We start from the raw sequence: 17083 nt of genomic DNA on the forward strand, positions 1-17083 counted from the left end.
AGGGCTGGCTGATATAGCCAGTCTTTCGCTTAAATATAATAAAGGGGAAGATATGACAGAAGGGGAGTTTATAAGATTTTACAAGACAAGAAATAAAATCAAAAGTCATAGAGAAGTAAGAGAAAAAATAGAATTATTTTGGAATGTACTTTTGAAAGCACTGGAAGAAGATAAAAAAGTAACATTCAAAGAATGGGGAGTATTTGAAAGAAAAGAAATGAAACCTAGAAAAGTGTTAGTGCCAATGTGGGAAAAACCAACTTATACAGAACCAAGAGAAGCAATTAAGTTTAGAGCAGGGAAAGGACTTATGAAAATAGCTAACGGTGACACAGATGAATAAAAGAAAAATGGCTAAATTATATGTGAAAATGAGTCCAGAGAAATTGTCAATAACTGATGCAATAGAAGAGATAACTGAAGTTCTTGAAACGATAAAGGAAGCAATAGCCCTAGATGGAGAGGTAAGATTTCTAAAAAGAGGAGCATTTGAAATACTCACAAGACAGCCAAGAGTAGTATCTAATCCTGTGACAAGAGAAAGGATGACAGTATATCCTAAAAAGACAGTGAGGTTCAGAGCATCCAAAAATATGAAATAATTGATTGAAGGCAGAGAGAAAATCTCTGCCTTTTGACCCTAAATTTAATTTCTAAATTATTTATTTTACCACCAGTTTTTTCTTTTAAAATATAAAATCATTCCTGCAACAACAATAAACATTAATCCTAAAATAAAGTAATATCCATATTCCCAAGATAGTTCTGGCATATACTTAAAATTCATTCCATAAAGTCCAGCTAAAAAACTCAAAGGAATAAAAATAGTAGATATAGTTGTCAATATTTTCATAATTTCATTCATACTGTTTCCTATAGATGAATGGCAAAGCTGAATTAAATCATTACTTCTGTTATAGATTATTTCTATACTTTCATAAATTATGGTGCTATGATCATGAAGATCCTTTAAATATATATTCATGCTTTCATCAAAATAATCAATATTTGAAATTTTTATTAAGATTTCTTTAATCGGTATAACATTTCTTTTAAATTTTGAAATTTCTTTCTTTAAACTTATAATTTCTTCTATGATTTTTTGAGAGGGATTATTTACTATTTTTTCTTCTAAAACTTCTATTCTTTCTTCAAAATTTTCTAAAATTAAAAAGTAATTATCTACAATAATGTCAAAAAGTGCATACATCAAATAATTTTCTTTTTTATTCCTTAGCTTTCCTATTCCATTTTCTATTCTTTCTTGTAAGTTATTAAAAATATTTCCAGTTTTTTCTTGAAAAGTTATTAAATACCCTTCTCCTAAAATAAAAGAAATCTGTTCATATTCAATTTCATCACTTTTTTTATTTAGATATATCATTTTTAAAAAGAATGATATATATTTTTCTCTTTCTTCAAATTTTGGACGTTGATTTATATTTAATATATCTTCCAATATTAAATTATCTATTTCATAAAAAACGCCTATTTTTTTTATTAATTCAACATCATGTACACCTTCAATAACTATCCAATTTACAAAATCTTTTTCATTAAAAAAAGATAATTTATCAAGAGAATTGTCAATTACTTTTTTTACAGTTTCCTTATTATATGAATAAAGAATGATTTTTATCTTTTCATCTTTTAACTCTCCTGTATATATAAGAGTTCCTGGTGCAAGTCCAACTTTTTTATTTTTCATACGAACCCTCCATTAATACAATATACATACAATAATTATATGTATCAAAATTTATAATAAAATAAAACAATAACTTCTAACCTATAACCCTTCTTGAAGTCTTATAAAATAAGGAAATTTAGCCATCTGAATCTTTTTTAGTCATAGACCTTTTATATGGTATAACAGATATTATAACATCTTTTAAATTACAAAAAAAGGCTATAAACAAAACTTATTTGTTTACAGCCTTAAAAAGGCAGAAATTAATCTGCCCTTTTTTTTAATATATTGCTTCCTGTTTAATTATTTTATTATATGCAAGAATTACTTTACTCCATTTTTCAAACTTATTTTTTACAACATCTAATGTAAGTCTTTCTTCAGATAGTGCAATTAAGTGGAATAAAACAAAACCAGATGTGTCAGCCCAGTGGATGTGATAATCTTTTAAATCAAAGTTGAAAAATGTTTCTGTTAATCTATCTTTTATTTCCTTTGCTGAATAGTCAGGAGAGTGATAATCTACATTAATGAGTTCTTCTCCCCATATATTAGAGGATAATTTCCATCTGTACATAGATTTTTGCTCTATCTTGATAGTATAATAATCTTTTTCCTGCCAATCTGTAAATCTCACTTCAAATTCTTTTGTCATAGCCATAACACCACCTCCTGTTATTACTTTATATACTTCATAAAGTATGTTCTGTCAATTGCAAATTTAGAAATAATTGGTATAATAAGGAGAGGAATATTTTCCTAAAAACTTCTTAAAAATATAATAACAAATCATTTGTGGAAGCTGTTTTCAAGTAAAAAATATAAAATAATTTTTTTCTAAGGAAAATTCAAAGATTATATCTTAGAGATAGATGTCATCATAACGTGAAAAAAAAGGGTTTATATTTTTGAGAAAAAGAGGTATTATATATAAGGGGAAATTGTCTGTAAATAGTTTAGTGATGAAAGGAAAATTGATGGATATAAATGAGAAAATATCTCTAAATGCAAGAGAAATAATGAAACTGGAAATAGAAGAGGCTGGAGGAAATGAGGTATTTTTTAGAGGTATTCCAAATGAGAATGGAATAGTCACAGAAGTAGAGGTACTTGCAAGAGGGAACAAGTATTCTGTTCCAGCTATAATCAAAGCCATGAAAAAAGGAGAGGTTTTAATTCATAACCACCCCTCTGGTTTTTTATACCCATCTGATGCAGATGTGGAAATTGCTTCTATGTATTCCAACAGAATGGCAGGAGCATCATATATTGTAAATAATGGACTTACAGATGTCTATGTAATTGTGGAACTTTTTTCTGACAGTAATGTAGAGATAGATATAACACCATATTTTGAAAAAACAGGATTATTATCTCAAACTTTCAAAGGATTTGAGTACAGAGATGAACAGCTGCATATGGCTAAACATATTGAAGCTGGATTAAATAATGAAAAAAAAGTAATAGTGGAAGCTGGAACAGGAACAGGGAAAACTCTGGCGTATCTTATTCCTAGTGTAGAGTGGGCTATAAAAAATAAAAAAAGAGTAGTAATATCTACTAATACAATAAATCTTCAAGAGCAGCTTTTAAATAAAGATATACCTATAGCTAAAAAAGTAGTACAGGGCGATTTTAGATATATCCTTGTAAAAGGAAGAGGGAACTATCTTTGCAATAGAAAATATTTTAATCTGGCTTTGGGAGAAAATGTGAATTTTGAAGAGTTTTCAAATTCACAAAAAACTCAATTTAAAGAAATAATATCATGGGGTAAAAAGACTGAAAAAGGAGATAAGTCAGAACTTCCTTTTGAGGTGGATAACAGTGTATGGGAATTATTTCAAAGTGAAACAGATATTTGTGCAGGAGCAAAGTGCCCTTATAAAGGGGAATGTTTTTTCTTGAAATCTCGTGAAGAGAAGAAAAATGCAGATATTCTTATAACAAACCATCATATGTATTTTTCTGATTTAGCCATCAGAAAAGAGATAGGATTTAATACAGAATATTCAATACTTCCAGAATATGGACTGGTAGTGTTTGATGAAGCTCATAATATAGAGAAAGTAGCAAGGGATTATTTTTCTTATGAAGCATCAAAATACAGTTTTACAAAAATAATGAATCAGATATTTGCAACAGAAGGAAAGAAAAAAAATACAGGAAGTCTGGATGTATTATTGAATTATATAAAGAATACCTCTATGGACAGCAGAAGTATTTTAGAAAAAGAAATTAAAGATATTAAAATAAAACATAAGTCTTTGTTTTTAGAGGGAAGAGAGTATTTCAATCATATAATAGAAGTGTTTTCAAAGGGGCAAATGGGAACATTTACCTTTAGAGCCAAAAAAGAAGAGATGGAAAATTCTCCTTTTCTCAGCAGTCTCATAGATTTTAGAGAAAAATTTACTTCTGAATACAACTCATATATGAGAAAAGTAAGAAGTTTAATAAAGGAATTAAGAGATGAAGAAGATGAACAGGGAACTATAAATGATTTTGTAAAGTACACAGACAGACTGGAAAACTTTTTTAATAATTTTAGATTTATAAATGATTTTGATGATGAAGAATTTATCTATTGGATAGAAGTAAACAGTAGAAAGAGCAATTCCAAGCTTGTGGCTACACCTCTTAAAATAGATAGTGAACTTCAGAAAAATCTATATATTAATTTAAAGCAGATAATATTTACATCTGCTACTATTGCTATAGGAAGCGATTTTTCATATTTTAAAGAATCAATAGGATTAGAAGAAGATACTTTAGATAAAGTAATACATTCTCCATTTGATTATGATAAACAAATGAAAGTGTATATTCCTGATGATATTCCTAATCCATCTGACAGAGATTTTGTAGATGAAATTTCAGAGTTTTTAAAAGCTCTATTGATAAAGTCTAGAGGAAAAACTTTTGTTTTATTTACTTCGTATTCAGCATTGAATTATGTTTATTATTTATTGAGAGATGATCTGGAAGCTAATGGAATAGAATTATTTATACATGGAATGGCACCAAGAACTCATTTAGTAAATATGTATGTGAATGGGCGAAATCCTGTTCTTTTTGGAACAGACTCTTTTTGGGAAGGAGTGGACATCAAAGGAAAACAATTAAGTTCAGTAATAATAGTAAAACTTCCTTTTAAAGTTCCCAGCGACCCTGTAACTGAAGCAATAATAGAGAATATAACAGCTCAGGGAAAAAATTCTTTTATAGAATATCAGATACCAGAAGCTGTAATAAAGTTCAAGCAGGGAATAGGAAGATTAATAAGAAGTAAGACAGATCATGGAACTGTGACTATATTAGATAACAGAGTTATTAACAAAAGATATGGAAGATATTTTATGGAGTCTATTCCAACTAAAAATATTAAAATTGTTGGTAAATCAGCTGTATTAAAAGATATGGAAGCTGACATCAAAGGTGGGTACAATGAAGAAATTTAATTTATTTGGCTTAAAATTTATGTTTGAAATAAAGAGAAGCGACAGGAATGATGCTGAGATATATTCAAGTTCATACAGCTTGAGAGAAAAAATCTTGTATCTAATTCTTGTAATGTTTGTAATTGCTTTTAGTTCAAAGATATCTCTATTGTCACGTAATAATAACTATAAAGTGGGAGATGTAGTAATTTCAGATATATATGCTCCTAAGACTATAGTTTTTAGAGACCAGAGTGCTAAAGAGAAAATAGTAGAAGAAATGATTGTGAAATCAGGAAAGGAGTATATTTATTCTGCTGATGCAGGAAGAATATATCTTGAAACTTTTGATGATTTCTTTAATGATGTATATTCTATGAAAGAAAAAGAGCACAATGAAGTAGATTTTAAAAGTCTTGAAAAAAATACAGGAAGAAAAATATCTGAAAATATGATTCAAGAAATACTTCGTTTAGATGTAAAAGATATAAAAAAATTACAAAAGGAAACAAGAAGTTTTCTTGAAGGACTTTATGAGAATGGAATTGTACAGGAAAAATCAATTATTAAGTACAATCCTCCTTATGATGAGAAAATAAAAAAACTTCCAGAACTAAATAAACTGGTAGTTGAGACATTTGCAACTCCAAACTATATTTATGATGAGGATAAGACTAAAAGATCACTTCAAGAGAAAGTTTCTCAAATAAATGATCAGTATATAGAGATTAAAGCAGGAACTTTAGTAGGTAAAAAAGGTGAAATTCTAAATGAGAGAAGAATAAAGATTTTAGAGGCATGCGGTGTTTATTCTTATAAGAAAAGTACAGGAATAATACTTGCAAATCTTACTTATCTTTTTATAATTGCTACACTGTTTTATACAGTAGTATTTAATAAACATAAAAAAGAAATATTGAATAAAAATTATTATAGAAGTGTTTTCTTGATAATAACAGCGTTTTTCTTGGTATTCAGATTTATAAATAATGATTTGATTTATCTGGTGCCTATTGATACAGCATTGTTTTTACTAATACTGCTGACGAATACAAGATTTGCAACATTGATGTTTTCATTTATGATGTTGTTTTTAATGCCGATTATTGATTATGATCTTATATTCCTTGTAGTATATGTAGCTTCTTTATCATTTGGAGCATATCTAGTAAGGAAAGTAAATACAAGAGCAGGATTGATAGCAGTAGGAATCCAGCTTTCTATATTGAAGATAACACTGTTCCTTTTATTAAGTGCATTTTCGCAGGTGGAGACATTTGGAGCAGCTTTAAAATCAGGAGAAATGGTATTAGCTGGATTGATTTCTGGAATGATAACAATAGCTCTTTTACCATATTTTGAAAAGACATTTAATATATTAACTCTTTTCAAACTGCTGGAATTGGGAGACCTTTCTCATCCGTTGTTGAAAAAATTATCAATGGAAGCACCAGGAACATTCCATCACTCTATGATGGTGGCGACTTTGTCTGAAAATGCAGCAGCAGCAGTTGGAGCAAATGCAATTTTTACAAGGGTAGCATCATATTACCATGATATAGGAAAATGCAAGAGACCAAAATTCTATGTGGAAAATCAACAGAATGGGGAAAATCCTCATAATAAAGTATCGCCGTTTATGAGTAATCTAATAATAACATCTCATACAAAAGATGGAGCAGAGATGGCAAAGCAGTATCAGATTCCTAAAGAGATAAGAGATATAATGTATGAACATCAGGGAACAACATTTTTGGCATATTTCTATAATAAAGCTAAAAGTCTTGATCCAAGTGTAACTAAAGAGGAATTCAGATACAGCGGACCTAAGCCGAGAAGTAAGGAATCAGCTATTATTATGCTGGCAGACTCGATAGAAGCAGCTGTGAGATCAATAGATGATAAAACACCAAGAGCTATGGAAGAGATGATTAGAAAGATAATCAGCAGTAAAATAGAGGATAATCAACTTTCAGAAGCTGATTTGACATTTAAAGAGATAGAAATAATTATACAAACATTTATCAAATCTCTTATAAGTATACACCATGTAAGAATTAAATATCCGGGGCAGAAATAATCAAATAAAGATATAAGGAGAAAAATATGGATTTAGTTGTAGATATGTCGCTAGAGATAGAGGGATATGACACCCTTGTTAATGAAGAAGAGATGAAAAAGTATATCAAAGAAGCTCTTGAGAGTGAATTTGAAAGTGACAGACCAGTATATCTGTCTATTCTTTTTACAGGAAATGAGGAAATACAAGTAATCAATAAACAATATAGAGGAAAGGATCAACCAACAGATGTAATATCTTTTGCATATCATGAGACAGAGGATTTTGATATAGGTCCTTATGATACACTGGGAGATATAGTTATCTCTATGGAAAGAGTAGATGAGCAGGCAGCAGAATATAACCACTCTCCTAAAAGGGAACTGTATTATGTACTGACTCACGGATTACTTCATCTGTTAGGGTATGATCATATAGAGGAAGATGATAAAAAAGAGATGCGTGCAAGGGAAGAAGAGATCCTTGGACAATTCGGCTACACAAGAGAGATGTGATATTATGAATAAGGACTGGAAAAAAAAGGGAGTGACGGAAAGCTTCAACGTTGCTTTTGAAGGATTGTTTGAAGCTATAAGAAGTGAAAGACATATGAAATTTCACTGTTTTTGTACAATAATAGTATTGATACTTTCATTATTTTTAGATTTAGGAAAATATGAAACTCTTTCTTTAATAATAAGTATAAGTTTGATGTGGGTAGCAGAACTTTTCAATACAGCAATAGAAAGCTGTGTAGATATGGTAACAAAGGAATATCATCCATTGGCTAAAAGAGCGAAGGATATAGCTGCAAGTGCTGTACTGGTTACAGCACTTAATGCTCTTCTTGTGGGATATATAATTTTTGAAAAAAAGATAACATTTCAATTGAGAAATGCTTTCTATATCTTTAAAAATTCATATCAGCATACAGCTCTTTCTATTTTTGTTCTTGTAATAATAATTGTAATCTGTCTAAAACTTTTATTTAAAAAAGGAACTCCTTTAAGAGGAGGAATCCCAAGTGGGCATAGTGCTCTTGCCAGTTCTATTTTCACAATAATCACATTTTTAACAAATAATCCTAAAGTATTTTTTCTTTCTTTGATACTTGTAGTTCTTGTAATGCATTCGAGAATAGAAGGAAAAATACATACCCTTTTTGAAACTGTAATAGGAGCCCTTTTAGGGTGGGGAGTTACTTACTTGATATTATTACTTCTAAAAATGTAGGTGGTAAAATTATGCATACAGCAAAAGAATATATCATGCTCAGCATTTTATCCTATTGTAATTTTAATGAATCTGAATATGGTAAAACCATTCTTGAAGTTTTTCAGCAGGATACAGCAAAGAGCATTTTTAATGGAACATTCATTATAATAGAACCTAAATATGATAGATTCTTTTTGGAGTACTTTAAAGATATTTTAAGTGAATGGAAAATTTATTATGTAGATAACAGAACAGCACAAAATCCTTCATCTACAAATACAGGATTTTACTCTGTTGTATTTAAAAAGCAGGAAGATTATGTAGTAGCTTTTAGAGGAAGTGAAAAGTATCCTCTTGAAGATGCCTATAAGGATTTCATAGAAACAGATCTTGCACTGGGGCTTGGAAAAATACCTCAGCAGTTTTATGAAGGAGTAGAGGTATATTATAAACTTATTAGAGATTTTAAAGTACCACATGACAGAATTTCTCTGACTGGACACTCTCTGGGAGGGGGAATAGCTCAATATGTAGTGCTTATGGTAGATAAATACTCTAAGTATATTCCAAGAACATATATCTGGAATGGTGTAGGAATAAATAGAGATGGAATCATATCAGTGCTGGACTTTATAAATTTAGATAAAATATTAGCTGAAAATACAGATCTGACTTTAGAAGAGAGAGAGCAATTTAAAGAATTTGCCCCTTCATATTTAGAGTTTTTATCAAAAGAGCTGAAAAAAATAGGAGCTATAAAAGATGATAAGACAAGTCTCGTAAATAGATATGATGATGTTTATTTTAATATAGATGAGACTTTTGTTAAAAATCTCCTAAAGACTACAAATCTGGAAAAATGTTTTATGAAGCTGCCTCTTTCAAGGAGGAGAGAGCTTTTGCTTGAAAAGAATTTTTTTGATGCTGTTTTTCAGCTTGATAATATGGGAGAGCTTCTTGAAAAAGCTGAAAAATTTATTGAAAGAGTAAAAAATAATGTGGTTTATGAAAGCAGAGTATTTAATTTTGGGCACTCTAAAGATTTAACAAATTCTCTGTTTAAACACGTGGGATCTTCCTATCTCATAGATAACAACTTTCACAAAAGAACATTTAAGAAATACAATTTCCTGAATAATTTATTGCTGCTGACAAAGTCTATACAGGATCATCATTTTGAGGATGTATTTCTTCCTTTCATAGAAGATGAAGGAGAAAAGAGAGGCAGTTTTTCAAATAAATTGAGTCTGAATTTTATAGCAAGCACTATAAGAAAGCTTATTACTATGGAGTATTGTCTTGCTAAAGAATTTTTAGCTGATTATTACAGCATGGTTAAAATAAATGAACAAAATTTTACCAGAATAAAAAATCAAATGATACATGGGTTAGAAAATATGGGGGCTGAGCTTCCATATAAAAAACATATTATCCATCAGATAAATGAAATGGATATGGAGACTTTTTCTAAAACATGGGAAAAAACAAAGGCAAAACTTCCTAGTCCCTACAGGCTTCAAGATATTTTTGACGTCTTTGTGTTTGAACCATATTAATTAAAAAATATTTTGTAACTTTAGGAGGATTTTTTTATGAAGTTTATTATTATCCTATTATTTTCTTTGCTGTTTCCAGCATGTAATGGAACTAAAACAGAAACTAATGAGAGCAAGAAAGAAACACCGAAGGTGGAAAAAACATTGAAAGTAGCTTTTGGATATAAGCCTCGTTCTTTTGACCCCCACAGACATACAGACAGTTCTACTTTGGCTGTTACAAAGCAGATATACAGCAATCTTTTTTCTCTTGATGAAAATGGTGATCTGGTTCCTGAGCTTGTGGAAAAGTATGAAACACTCCCTGATAATTCTATTATTTTAACTTTGAAAAAAGGTGTCTTTTTCCAAGATGGAAGTGAAATGAAAGCCAAAGATGCAGCAGCCAGCTTGAAAAGAAATTTGGACATACCTATATCAAAAGTATTAGTGGAATCAATAAAAGATTTAGAAGTATTAGATGATTATAGACTTAAAATAATTCAAAGCAATGCACCTACAATTCTTCTTCATAACTTTGCTCATTCTTCAATAGCTATAGTAAAAGAAGTACCAGCTAATGAAGAGAGAATAAACATAGTGGGAACAGGGGCATATAAAATAAAAAAATGGGGAATAGGAGAAAAGGTAGAACTGGAAGCTTTTGATAAGTTTTTCCAAGGGGAGCCTAAAATAAAAAATCTGGTATTTATGACTATCCCAGAAAATTCTAATAGATTGATAGCTCTGGAAACAGGAGAGATAGATATAGCATACGATATATCATCAACTGATGTTAAAGGACTTTTAAAAGATGAGAACCTTAAACTTGTAAGCAAGTCTTCTTTAGGAACAGACTTTATATCAATAAATACTAAAAAGATAACTGACAAGAGAGTAAGACAGGCGATAGAGCTGGGAGTAAATAAAGAGGATATATCTACAGCTGTTTTTGAAGGAATGACAGAGTTAGCTCCATCACTTTTAGCTCCAAGCGTATTTGGCTATGATAAAAATGTAAAATTAAAACCTTATGATCCAGAAAAAGCCAGAGAGCTTTTAAAAGAGGCTGGATATGAAAATGGGCTTAAATTAGAATTATGGATATATGAAGAGCCTACAAGAATGCAGATGGCACAGGTTATTCAATCTAATTTAAAAGAGATAGGAATAGATGTTTCAATACAGGTACTTGAACTTTCTTCATTTCTTCAATTTACTGCAAATGGGCAGCATGATATGCTTATAGGGCTATGGTATGTAAGTACAGGAGATGCTGATTATGGATATTATCCTCTTCTACATTCTACTTCTGCTGGAGCTGTTGGAAACAGAAGCTTCTTTGCAAATGAAGAATTTGATCATCTTTTAGATGAAGCAAGAACTACTTCTTCAGTAGAAAAAAGAGAAGAGAATTATGCAAAGGCACAGGACATCCTGTCAGAAGAGGTACCTCTTTTCCCGCTGGATTATAAAGTATATATTATTGGAATGAATAAAAAAGTAGATGGGTTTATATTTAATGCCAACGGGAATCATATTCTCTATAAAACAGATATCATAGAAGAATCAAAATAAAAGAGCAATAGATTAAAAATTGATCAAAAATTTCTTGAATAAATTGTATTATAATATAATTTATAGATATAAATGAGAAAGAAAATAAGTAAAATTAAATTTATAAAGTAATTGGTTGATTTTAGATAGAAAAATTTTAGAATTTCAATAGAAAAATAATTTCCAAGAGAAAGAAGTAGTTCTTTTATTAGAAAAAATGTTAAAAAATTGGTCATTCTACATTAAAAATAATCCATAACATAAATTTTATATATCTTCTTATTGCAAATAAAAAAACATTGTGTTACTATTAAATTAAAGCTACAATAAAACTCACTTTATCAAAATCTGAGTTTTGACACTTGATGAATGAATGGAGGAATAAGATTATGGCAAAAAAAATAGTTTTAGCAGGAGCATGTCGTACAGCAATTGGATCTATGGGTGGAGCATTAAGCGGAGTTGCAGCAGCAGATTTAGGTGCACTAGTAATAAAAGAAGCTTTAAACAGAGCAGGAGTTCCTGCTGAAAAAGTAGATCATGTATATATGGGATGTGTAATTCAAGCAGGTTTGGGTCAAAATGTGGCTCGTCAATCTTCTCTAAAGGCAGGGTTACCAATAGAAACTCCTGCGGTAACAATCAATGTAGTTTGTGGTTCAGGATTAAATGCAGTAAATATGGCAGCAGCAATGATTCAAGCTGGAGAAGCTGATATCGTTGTAGCTGGAGGAACTGAAAATATGTCAGCTGCTCCTTATTTATTAAATAAAGCTCGTTTTGGATACCGTTTAGGAAATTCAGAAATTGTTGACTCAATGGTAAATGATGCTTTATGGGATGCATTCAATAATTATCATATGGGTGTAACAGCAGAAAATATTTGTGATCAATGGGGATTAACAAGAGAGCAATTAGATGAGTTTGCAGCAGCAAGTCAGCAAAAAGCTGTAAAAGCTCAAGAAGCTGGAAGATTTGATGCAGAAATAGTTCCAGTAGTTATAAAAGGTAAAAAAGGTGACGTTGTAGTTACTAAAGATGAAGGACCAAGAGCTGGTACTACAGCTGAAGGAATTTCTAAATTAAGACCTGCATTCAAAAAAGATGGAATGGTTACAGCAGCTAATGCTTCAAGTATCAATGATGGTGCAGCAGCAATAGTTGTAATGAGTGAAGAAAAAGCTAAAGAACTTGGAGTTACTCCAATGGCTACTTGGGTAGCTGGAGCTCTAGGTGGAGTAGATCCAAAAATCATGGGAATCGGACCAGTAGCTTCTACTAAAAAAGTATTGGCAAAAACTGGAATGACAATAAATGATTTCGATCTAATCGAAGCTAATGAAGCTTTCGCAGCTCAATCACTTGCAGTAGGACATGATCTTGGATTTGATACAGCTAAGTTAAATGTAAACGGAGGAGCTATTGCTCTAGGACATCCAGTAGGAGCTTCAGGATGCCGTATCCTTGTAACACTTCTTCATGAAATGGCTAAACGTGATGCTAAAACTGGTCTAGCTACACTTTGTATCGGTGGTGGAATGGGATGCTCTACTATCGTTAAGAGAGACTAATCTTATTCTTAATTTAAAATATAACATTCAATTTTAATATATGAGGGTGGCCGGCGTACGCCATCCTCTAATTTAATGAAATTATGGGAGGTTTGTTTAATGAATTATATTACATATGAACAAGAAGGATTTGTAGGAATCATAACTATCAATCGTCCAAAAGCTTTAAATGCACTTAACAGTGAAGTTTTAAAAGAATTAGATGCTTGCTTAGATGGAGTAAACCTAGAAACAACTAGAGCTCTTATTCTTACTGGAGCAGGAGAAAAATCATTTGTTGCTGGTGCAGATATCGGAGAAATGAGTACTTTAACTAAGGCTGAAGGAGAAGCTTTTGGAAAAATAGGAAATGATGTTTTCAGAAAACTAGAAACTTTTCCAATTCCTGTAATAGCTGCTATAAACGGATTCGCACTTGGTGGAGGATGTGAAATCTCTATGAGCTGTGATATCAGAATCTGTTCTGACAATGCATTATTTGGACAACCAGAAGTAGGATTAGGAATTACTCCAGGATTTGGAGGAACTCAAAGACTTGCTCGTATCATAGGTGTAGGAAAAGCTAAAGAAATGATATATGCTGCAACTAATGTAAAAGCTGATGAAGCTTTAAGAATTGGATTAGTAAATGCTGTATATCCTTTAGAAGAATTAATGCCAGCAGCTAAAAAATTAGCTGGAAAAATAGCTAGAAATGCTCCTATCGCAGTTCGTGCTTGTAAAAAAGCTATAAATGAAGGACTTGATGTAGATATGGATAAAGCAATAGTTATTGAAGAAAAACTATTTGGAAGCTGTTTTGAAAGTGAAGATCAAAAAGAAGGAATGGCAGCATTCTTAGAAAAAAGAAAAGTAGAAGGATTCAAAAATAAATAATAATAAAAGTCTTTAATTTTTCAATTATAGAGTATCTCTATACATAATTTAATTGAATTAAAATATAATCAATTTTAGGAGGATGTAATTATGAAAGTAGGAATAATCGGAGCAGGAACAATGGGATCAGGTATTGCACAAGCTTTTGCACAAACTGAAGGATATTCAGTAGCTCTTTGCGATATCAATGAAGAATTTGCAGCAAAAGGGAAAGCTAAAATAGCTAAAGGATTTGAAAAAAGAGTAGCTAAAGGAAAAATGGAACAAGCAGCAGCAGATGCTATCCTAGCTAAAATAACTACTGGAACAAAAGAAATCTGTGGAGATTGCGATTTAATAATTGAAGCTGCAATCGAAAACATGGCTATTAAAAAACAAACATTTAAAGAATTACAAGCTATTTGTAAAGCAGATGCTATGTTCGCTACAAATACTTCTTCTCTATCAATAACTGAAATTGGTGCAGGATTAGACAGACCAGTTATCGGAATGCACTTCTTTAACCCAGCTCCAGTAATGAAACTTGTAGAAGTTATTGCAGGATTAAACACTCCAGCTGAAATGGTAGAAAAAGTAAAAGCTATATCTGAAGAAATTGGAAAAACTCCAGTTCAAGTAGAAGAAGCTGCTGGATTCGTAGTAAACAGAGTATTAATTCCTATGATTAATGAAGCTGTTGGAATCTATGCTGAAGGTGTTGCTTCTGTAGAAGGAATCGACGCTGCTATGAAATTAGGAGCTAACCATCCAATGGGACCTCTAGCTCTAGGAGATTTAATAGGACTAGATGTATGTCTTGCTATTATGGAAGTTCTTCAATCTGAAACTGGTGACTCTAAATACAGACCTCATCCATTACTAAGAAAAATGGTTAGAGGTGGAAAACTTGGACAAAAAACTGGTGTAGGATTCTACGATTACACTAAATAATTGAATATAAATAGAGATGGCTCTGAAATTTCAGAGCCATTTTTTTATATCAGATATTTATTTGCTGTAACTATTGATAAATATTTTATAAAAATTTTCTGCATTTAATCCCTCTTCAAAGATTTAATGTGTAGATATTAAATTAAGACGTTTTACAGAATGGAATTGTTATGAAAAAATAACAATATCATTTCAGTCCAATTATATAACTTTATTCCAATGGATACAATATAAAATTGATTTAAAGATATTAAATGAAAAAAATAAGAAATAATAAAGTATGATAAAAGTTCTATCAATTTATTATTTTTACACACAAATATATTTTTTTTAATATTGACATTTGATCTTAAATGGGGTATATAGGATATTAATAAACGGTTTGATTATGAAAAAGGAGGTAAAGAATGGGGAAAAAAAGTTTTTTTAGTTTAATATTTTCTTTACTGCTGATTTTAAGCTGTACGGTATTTTCAGCAGAGGCTGTTTTTAAACCTGGGAAATATTTAGGAAGCTATGAGGGGTATGGAGGACCTGTAAAAGTAGAAGTAACTACATCAAAAGACAAAATTGAAAGTGTAGTTATTGTAGAACACAAAGAAAGCAAAGGAATAAGTGATCATGCTATTGAGAGCCTTCCAAAAGAAATTGTGGCTAATCAAAGTGTTGCTGTAGACTATGTAGCTGGGGCTTCAAAATCAAGTAAGGCTATAATAGAAGCAACAAAAGAAGCATTAAAGTTTTCTGGAGTATCTATAGCTGCTATATCTAAACCAGTAGCAAAAAAAGCTGTAGAAAATGTAATATTGGATAAAGAAGCAGAAGTAATAGTAGTTGGAGCAGGAGGAGCTGGCCTTGCTGCTGGAGTATCTGCTTATGAAAATGGTGCTAAATCAGTTATCATACTTGAGAAAATGCCAATAATAGGTGGAAATACTGTTCGTGCTGGTGGAGCATATAATGCTGTTAACCCTAAGAAACAAAAAGCACAAGGAATAGAAGATTCAATAGATAAACATTTCACACAAACTTATGAAGGTGGAAATAAAGTTGCTAATCAAAAATTAGTTAGAACTCTTGTAGAAAATGCTATGGATGGAGTAGACTGGCTTGAAGGATTAGGAATGAAATGGAATGAAAAAATAGGTTCAGTTGTAGGTTCAATGTGGCCAAGAACTAATCAGGCAACTGATCCATTAGGAACTGGGTATATAAATACTCTTGAAAAAGCATTTTTACAACATGGCGGAAAAATTTATACAAATACTAAAGTTACAGGAATTATAAATAAAAACGGAAGAGTAACTGGAGTAACTGCTGTAGGAGCAGATGGAAAAGAAGTAGAATTTGTTGGAAAAAAAGGAATAATTCTGGCAAGTGGTGGATATGCTGCTAACAGTGAAATGGTTCGTGAATTCCTATCAGATGGTGTTTATACAAAAGATAAACTTCCTGCTGGAATAGAAAATACAAATCATCCGGGAGCAACTGGAGAGGTTATTAAAATGGCTTTAGATGCTGGTGCTGATGTTATAGATATGAAGCATATTCAATTGCTTCCAATGCCGGCTGACAGATTTGGACCAACTATCAACGTAGAGAACGTTATCTTTGTAAATAAAGATGGAAATCGTTATGTAAGAGAAGATGGAAGAAGAGATGAAATAAGTTTGGCTACTTTTGCTCAAAAAGATGGTCAATACTATATGATAAACGATTCTAAAATAATACCTCCGGACAGAAAAACTACTTCTGCTGAGGATTTAGATGAACTTATTAGAAAAAATACAGTAGTAGAAGCTGCTACTCTTGAAGAGTTAGCTAAGAAAATAAATGTTCCAGCAGCAGCACTTACTGCAACTATAAAGAAATTTAATGAATCTGTTGATAAAAAATCAGATGAATTTGGAAGAGATATTTGGGAAAATAAAATAGATAAAGGACCTTTCTATGCAACATTACGTTTCCCTGCATTACATCACACTATGGGTGGAGTAAAAATAAATGAGAATGCAGAAGTAATAGGAAAAGACGGAAAGGCTGTACCTGGATTATTTGCAGCTGGAGAAGTTACTGGTGGAATACATGGTGCTAACAGACTTGGTGGAAATGCCATAGCTGACATCATTGTTTTTGGAAGAATTGCTGGTAAAAATGCTGCTAATGCAAAATAAAAATTGAATAAAAAAACTTAGATCAGTGGGTAACGA

General features: G+C 31.1%; 14 protein-coding genes. 12 read left to right on the plus strand and 2 right to left on the minus strand.

Annotated elements, in window-relative coordinates; all coding sequences use genetic code 11:
• Window positions 1–52 precede the first annotated feature (52 nt).
• The gene (locus C4N20_RS11740; protein ID WP_005976561.1) at window positions 53–343 is read left to right on the plus strand and encodes an HU family DNA-binding protein; all 291 of its coding nucleotides are present in this window, start codon (window positions 53–55) and stop codon (window positions 341–343) included.
• The gene (locus C4N20_RS11745) at window positions 336–602 is read left to right on the plus strand and encodes an HU family DNA-binding protein (RefSeq protein ID WP_005976563.1); all 267 of its coding nucleotides are present in this window, start codon (window positions 336–338) and stop codon (window positions 600–602) included. Before C4N20_RS11740 ends, C4N20_RS11745 begins: the two co-directional genes overlap by 8 nt.
• Before the next feature lie 65 nt (window positions 603–667).
• Here the strand turns inward: C4N20_RS11745 and corA are convergent, their stop codons facing one another.
• Together corA and C4N20_RS11755 are read right to left on the minus strand one after the other, a co-directional pair.
• Window positions 668–1708 (minus strand): magnesium/cobalt transporter CorA, encoded by a 1041-nt coding sequence (gene corA, locus C4N20_RS11750; RefSeq protein WP_005976565.1) that lies wholly within the window; start codon window positions 1706–1708, stop codon window positions 668–670.
• A 262-nt stretch (window positions 1709–1970) separates the two neighbouring features.
• Window positions 1971–2351 carry a hypothetical protein gene (locus C4N20_RS11755; protein WP_005976568.1) on the minus strand — a complete coding sequence of 127 codons (381 nt, stop codon included), beginning with the start codon at window positions 2349–2351 and terminating at the stop codon, window positions 1971–1973.
• Between the two features lie 280 nt (window positions 2352–2631).
• Here C4N20_RS11755 and C4N20_RS11760 point away from each other — a divergent pair, with 280 nt between their 5' ends.
• The 10 genes from C4N20_RS11760 (at window position 2632) to C4N20_RS11805 (ending at window position 17047) form a co-directional block, all read left to right on the plus strand.
• Window positions 2632–5151: a helicase C-terminal domain-containing protein gene (locus C4N20_RS11760; RefSeq protein ID WP_231940502.1), complete on the plus strand. Its 2520-nt coding sequence runs from the start codon at window positions 2632–2634 to the stop codon at window positions 5149–5151.
• The gene (locus C4N20_RS11765; RefSeq protein ID WP_005976572.1) at window positions 5138–7210 is read left to right on the plus strand and encodes an HD family phosphohydrolase; all 2073 of its coding nucleotides are present in this window, start codon (window positions 5138–5140) and stop codon (window positions 7208–7210) included. The genes C4N20_RS11760 and C4N20_RS11765 overlap by 14 nt, the downstream gene beginning before the upstream one ends.
• Before the next feature lie 26 nt (window positions 7211–7236).
• Window positions 7237–7704 (plus strand): rRNA maturation RNase YbeY, encoded by a 468-nt coding sequence (gene ybeY / locus C4N20_RS11770; protein ID WP_005976574.1) that lies wholly within the window; start codon window positions 7237–7239, stop codon window positions 7702–7704.
• Window positions 7705–7708: 4 nt separating this feature from the next.
• The gene (locus tag C4N20_RS11775) at window positions 7709–8422 is read left to right on the plus strand and encodes a diacylglycerol kinase (protein ID WP_005976576.1); all 714 of its coding nucleotides are present in this window, start codon (window positions 7709–7711) and stop codon (window positions 8420–8422) included.
• On the plus strand, window positions 8380–9960 hold the full coding sequence (locus C4N20_RS11780; RefSeq protein WP_005976578.1) for a Tle-like phospholipase domain-containing protein: 1581 nt from the start codon (window positions 8380–8382) through the stop codon (window positions 9958–9960). Before C4N20_RS11775 ends, C4N20_RS11780 begins: the two co-directional genes overlap by 43 nt.
• A gap of 36 nt (window positions 9961–9996) precedes the next feature.
• A complete protein-coding gene (locus tag C4N20_RS11785) occupies window positions 9997–11517 on the plus strand; it encodes an ABC transporter substrate-binding protein (RefSeq protein ID WP_005976580.1) in 1521 nt (506 codons plus the stop codon).
• 368 nt (window positions 11518–11885) lie between these two features.
• Window positions 11886–13067, plus strand: a complete 1182-nt coding sequence (locus C4N20_RS11790) for an acetyl-CoA C-acetyltransferase (protein WP_005976582.1) — start codon at window positions 11886–11888, stop codon at window positions 13065–13067.
• Window positions 13068–13166: 99 nt separating this feature from the next.
• Window positions 13167–13943: an enoyl-CoA hydratase-related protein gene (locus tag C4N20_RS11795; RefSeq protein WP_005976584.1), complete on the plus strand. Its 777-nt coding sequence runs from the start codon at window positions 13167–13169 to the stop codon at window positions 13941–13943.
• Between the two features lie 90 nt (window positions 13944–14033).
• The gene (locus C4N20_RS11800) at window positions 14034–14873 is read left to right on the plus strand and encodes a 3-hydroxyacyl-CoA dehydrogenase NAD-binding domain-containing protein (protein WP_005976586.1); all 840 of its coding nucleotides are present in this window, start codon (window positions 14034–14036) and stop codon (window positions 14871–14873) included.
• Window positions 14874–15280: 407 nt separating this feature from the next.
• Window positions 15281–17047, plus strand: a complete 1767-nt coding sequence (locus C4N20_RS11805) for a flavocytochrome c (RefSeq protein WP_005976588.1) — start codon at window positions 15281–15283, stop codon at window positions 17045–17047.
• Window positions 17048–17083: the final 36 nt, after the last annotated feature.

It is taken from the genome of Fusobacterium ulcerans (genome assembly GCF_003019675.1).
Taxonomy (GTDB): domain Bacteria; phylum Fusobacteriota; class Fusobacteriia; order Fusobacteriales; family Fusobacteriaceae; genus Fusobacterium_A; species Fusobacterium_A ulcerans.

Excerpts from the sequence above, each read along its gene's own strand:
- C4N20_RS11740 (WP_005976561.1), top strand. The coding sequence starts at position 53 with ATGACAGAAGGGGAGTTTATAAGATTTTACAAGACAAGAAATAAAATC.
- C4N20_RS11745 (WP_005976563.1), top strand. The coding sequence starts at position 336 with ATGAATAAAAGAAAAATGGCTAAATTATATGTGAAAATGAGTCCAGAG.
- corA (WP_005976565.1), bottom strand. The coding sequence starts at position 1,708 with ATGAAAAATAAAAAAGTTGGACTTGCACCAGGAACTCTTATATATACA.
- C4N20_RS11755 (WP_005976568.1), bottom strand. The coding sequence starts at position 2,351 with ATGGCTATGACAAAAGAATTTGAAGTGAGATTTACAGATTGGCAGGAA.
- C4N20_RS11765 (WP_005976572.1), top strand. The coding sequence starts at position 5,138 with ATGAAGAAATTTAATTTATTTGGCTTAAAATTTATGTTTGAAATAAAG.
- ybeY (WP_005976574.1), top strand. The coding sequence starts at position 7,237 with ATGGATTTAGTTGTAGATATGTCGCTAGAGATAGAGGGATATGACACC.
- C4N20_RS11775 (WP_005976576.1), top strand. The coding sequence starts at position 7,709 with ATGAATAAGGACTGGAAAAAAAAGGGAGTGACGGAAAGCTTCAACGTT.
- C4N20_RS11785 (WP_005976580.1), top strand. The coding sequence starts at position 9,997 with ATGAAGTTTATTATTATCCTATTATTTTCTTTGCTGTTTCCAGCATGT.
- C4N20_RS11790 (WP_005976582.1), top strand. The coding sequence starts at position 11,886 with ATGGCAAAAAAAATAGTTTTAGCAGGAGCATGTCGTACAGCAATTGGA.
- C4N20_RS11795 (WP_005976584.1), top strand. The coding sequence starts at position 13,167 with ATGAATTATATTACATATGAACAAGAAGGATTTGTAGGAATCATAACT.
- C4N20_RS11800 (WP_005976586.1), top strand. The coding sequence starts at position 14,034 with ATGAAAGTAGGAATAATCGGAGCAGGAACAATGGGATCAGGTATTGCA.
- C4N20_RS11805 (WP_005976588.1), top strand. The coding sequence starts at position 15,281 with ATGGGGAAAAAAAGTTTTTTTAGTTTAATATTTTCTTTACTGCTGATT.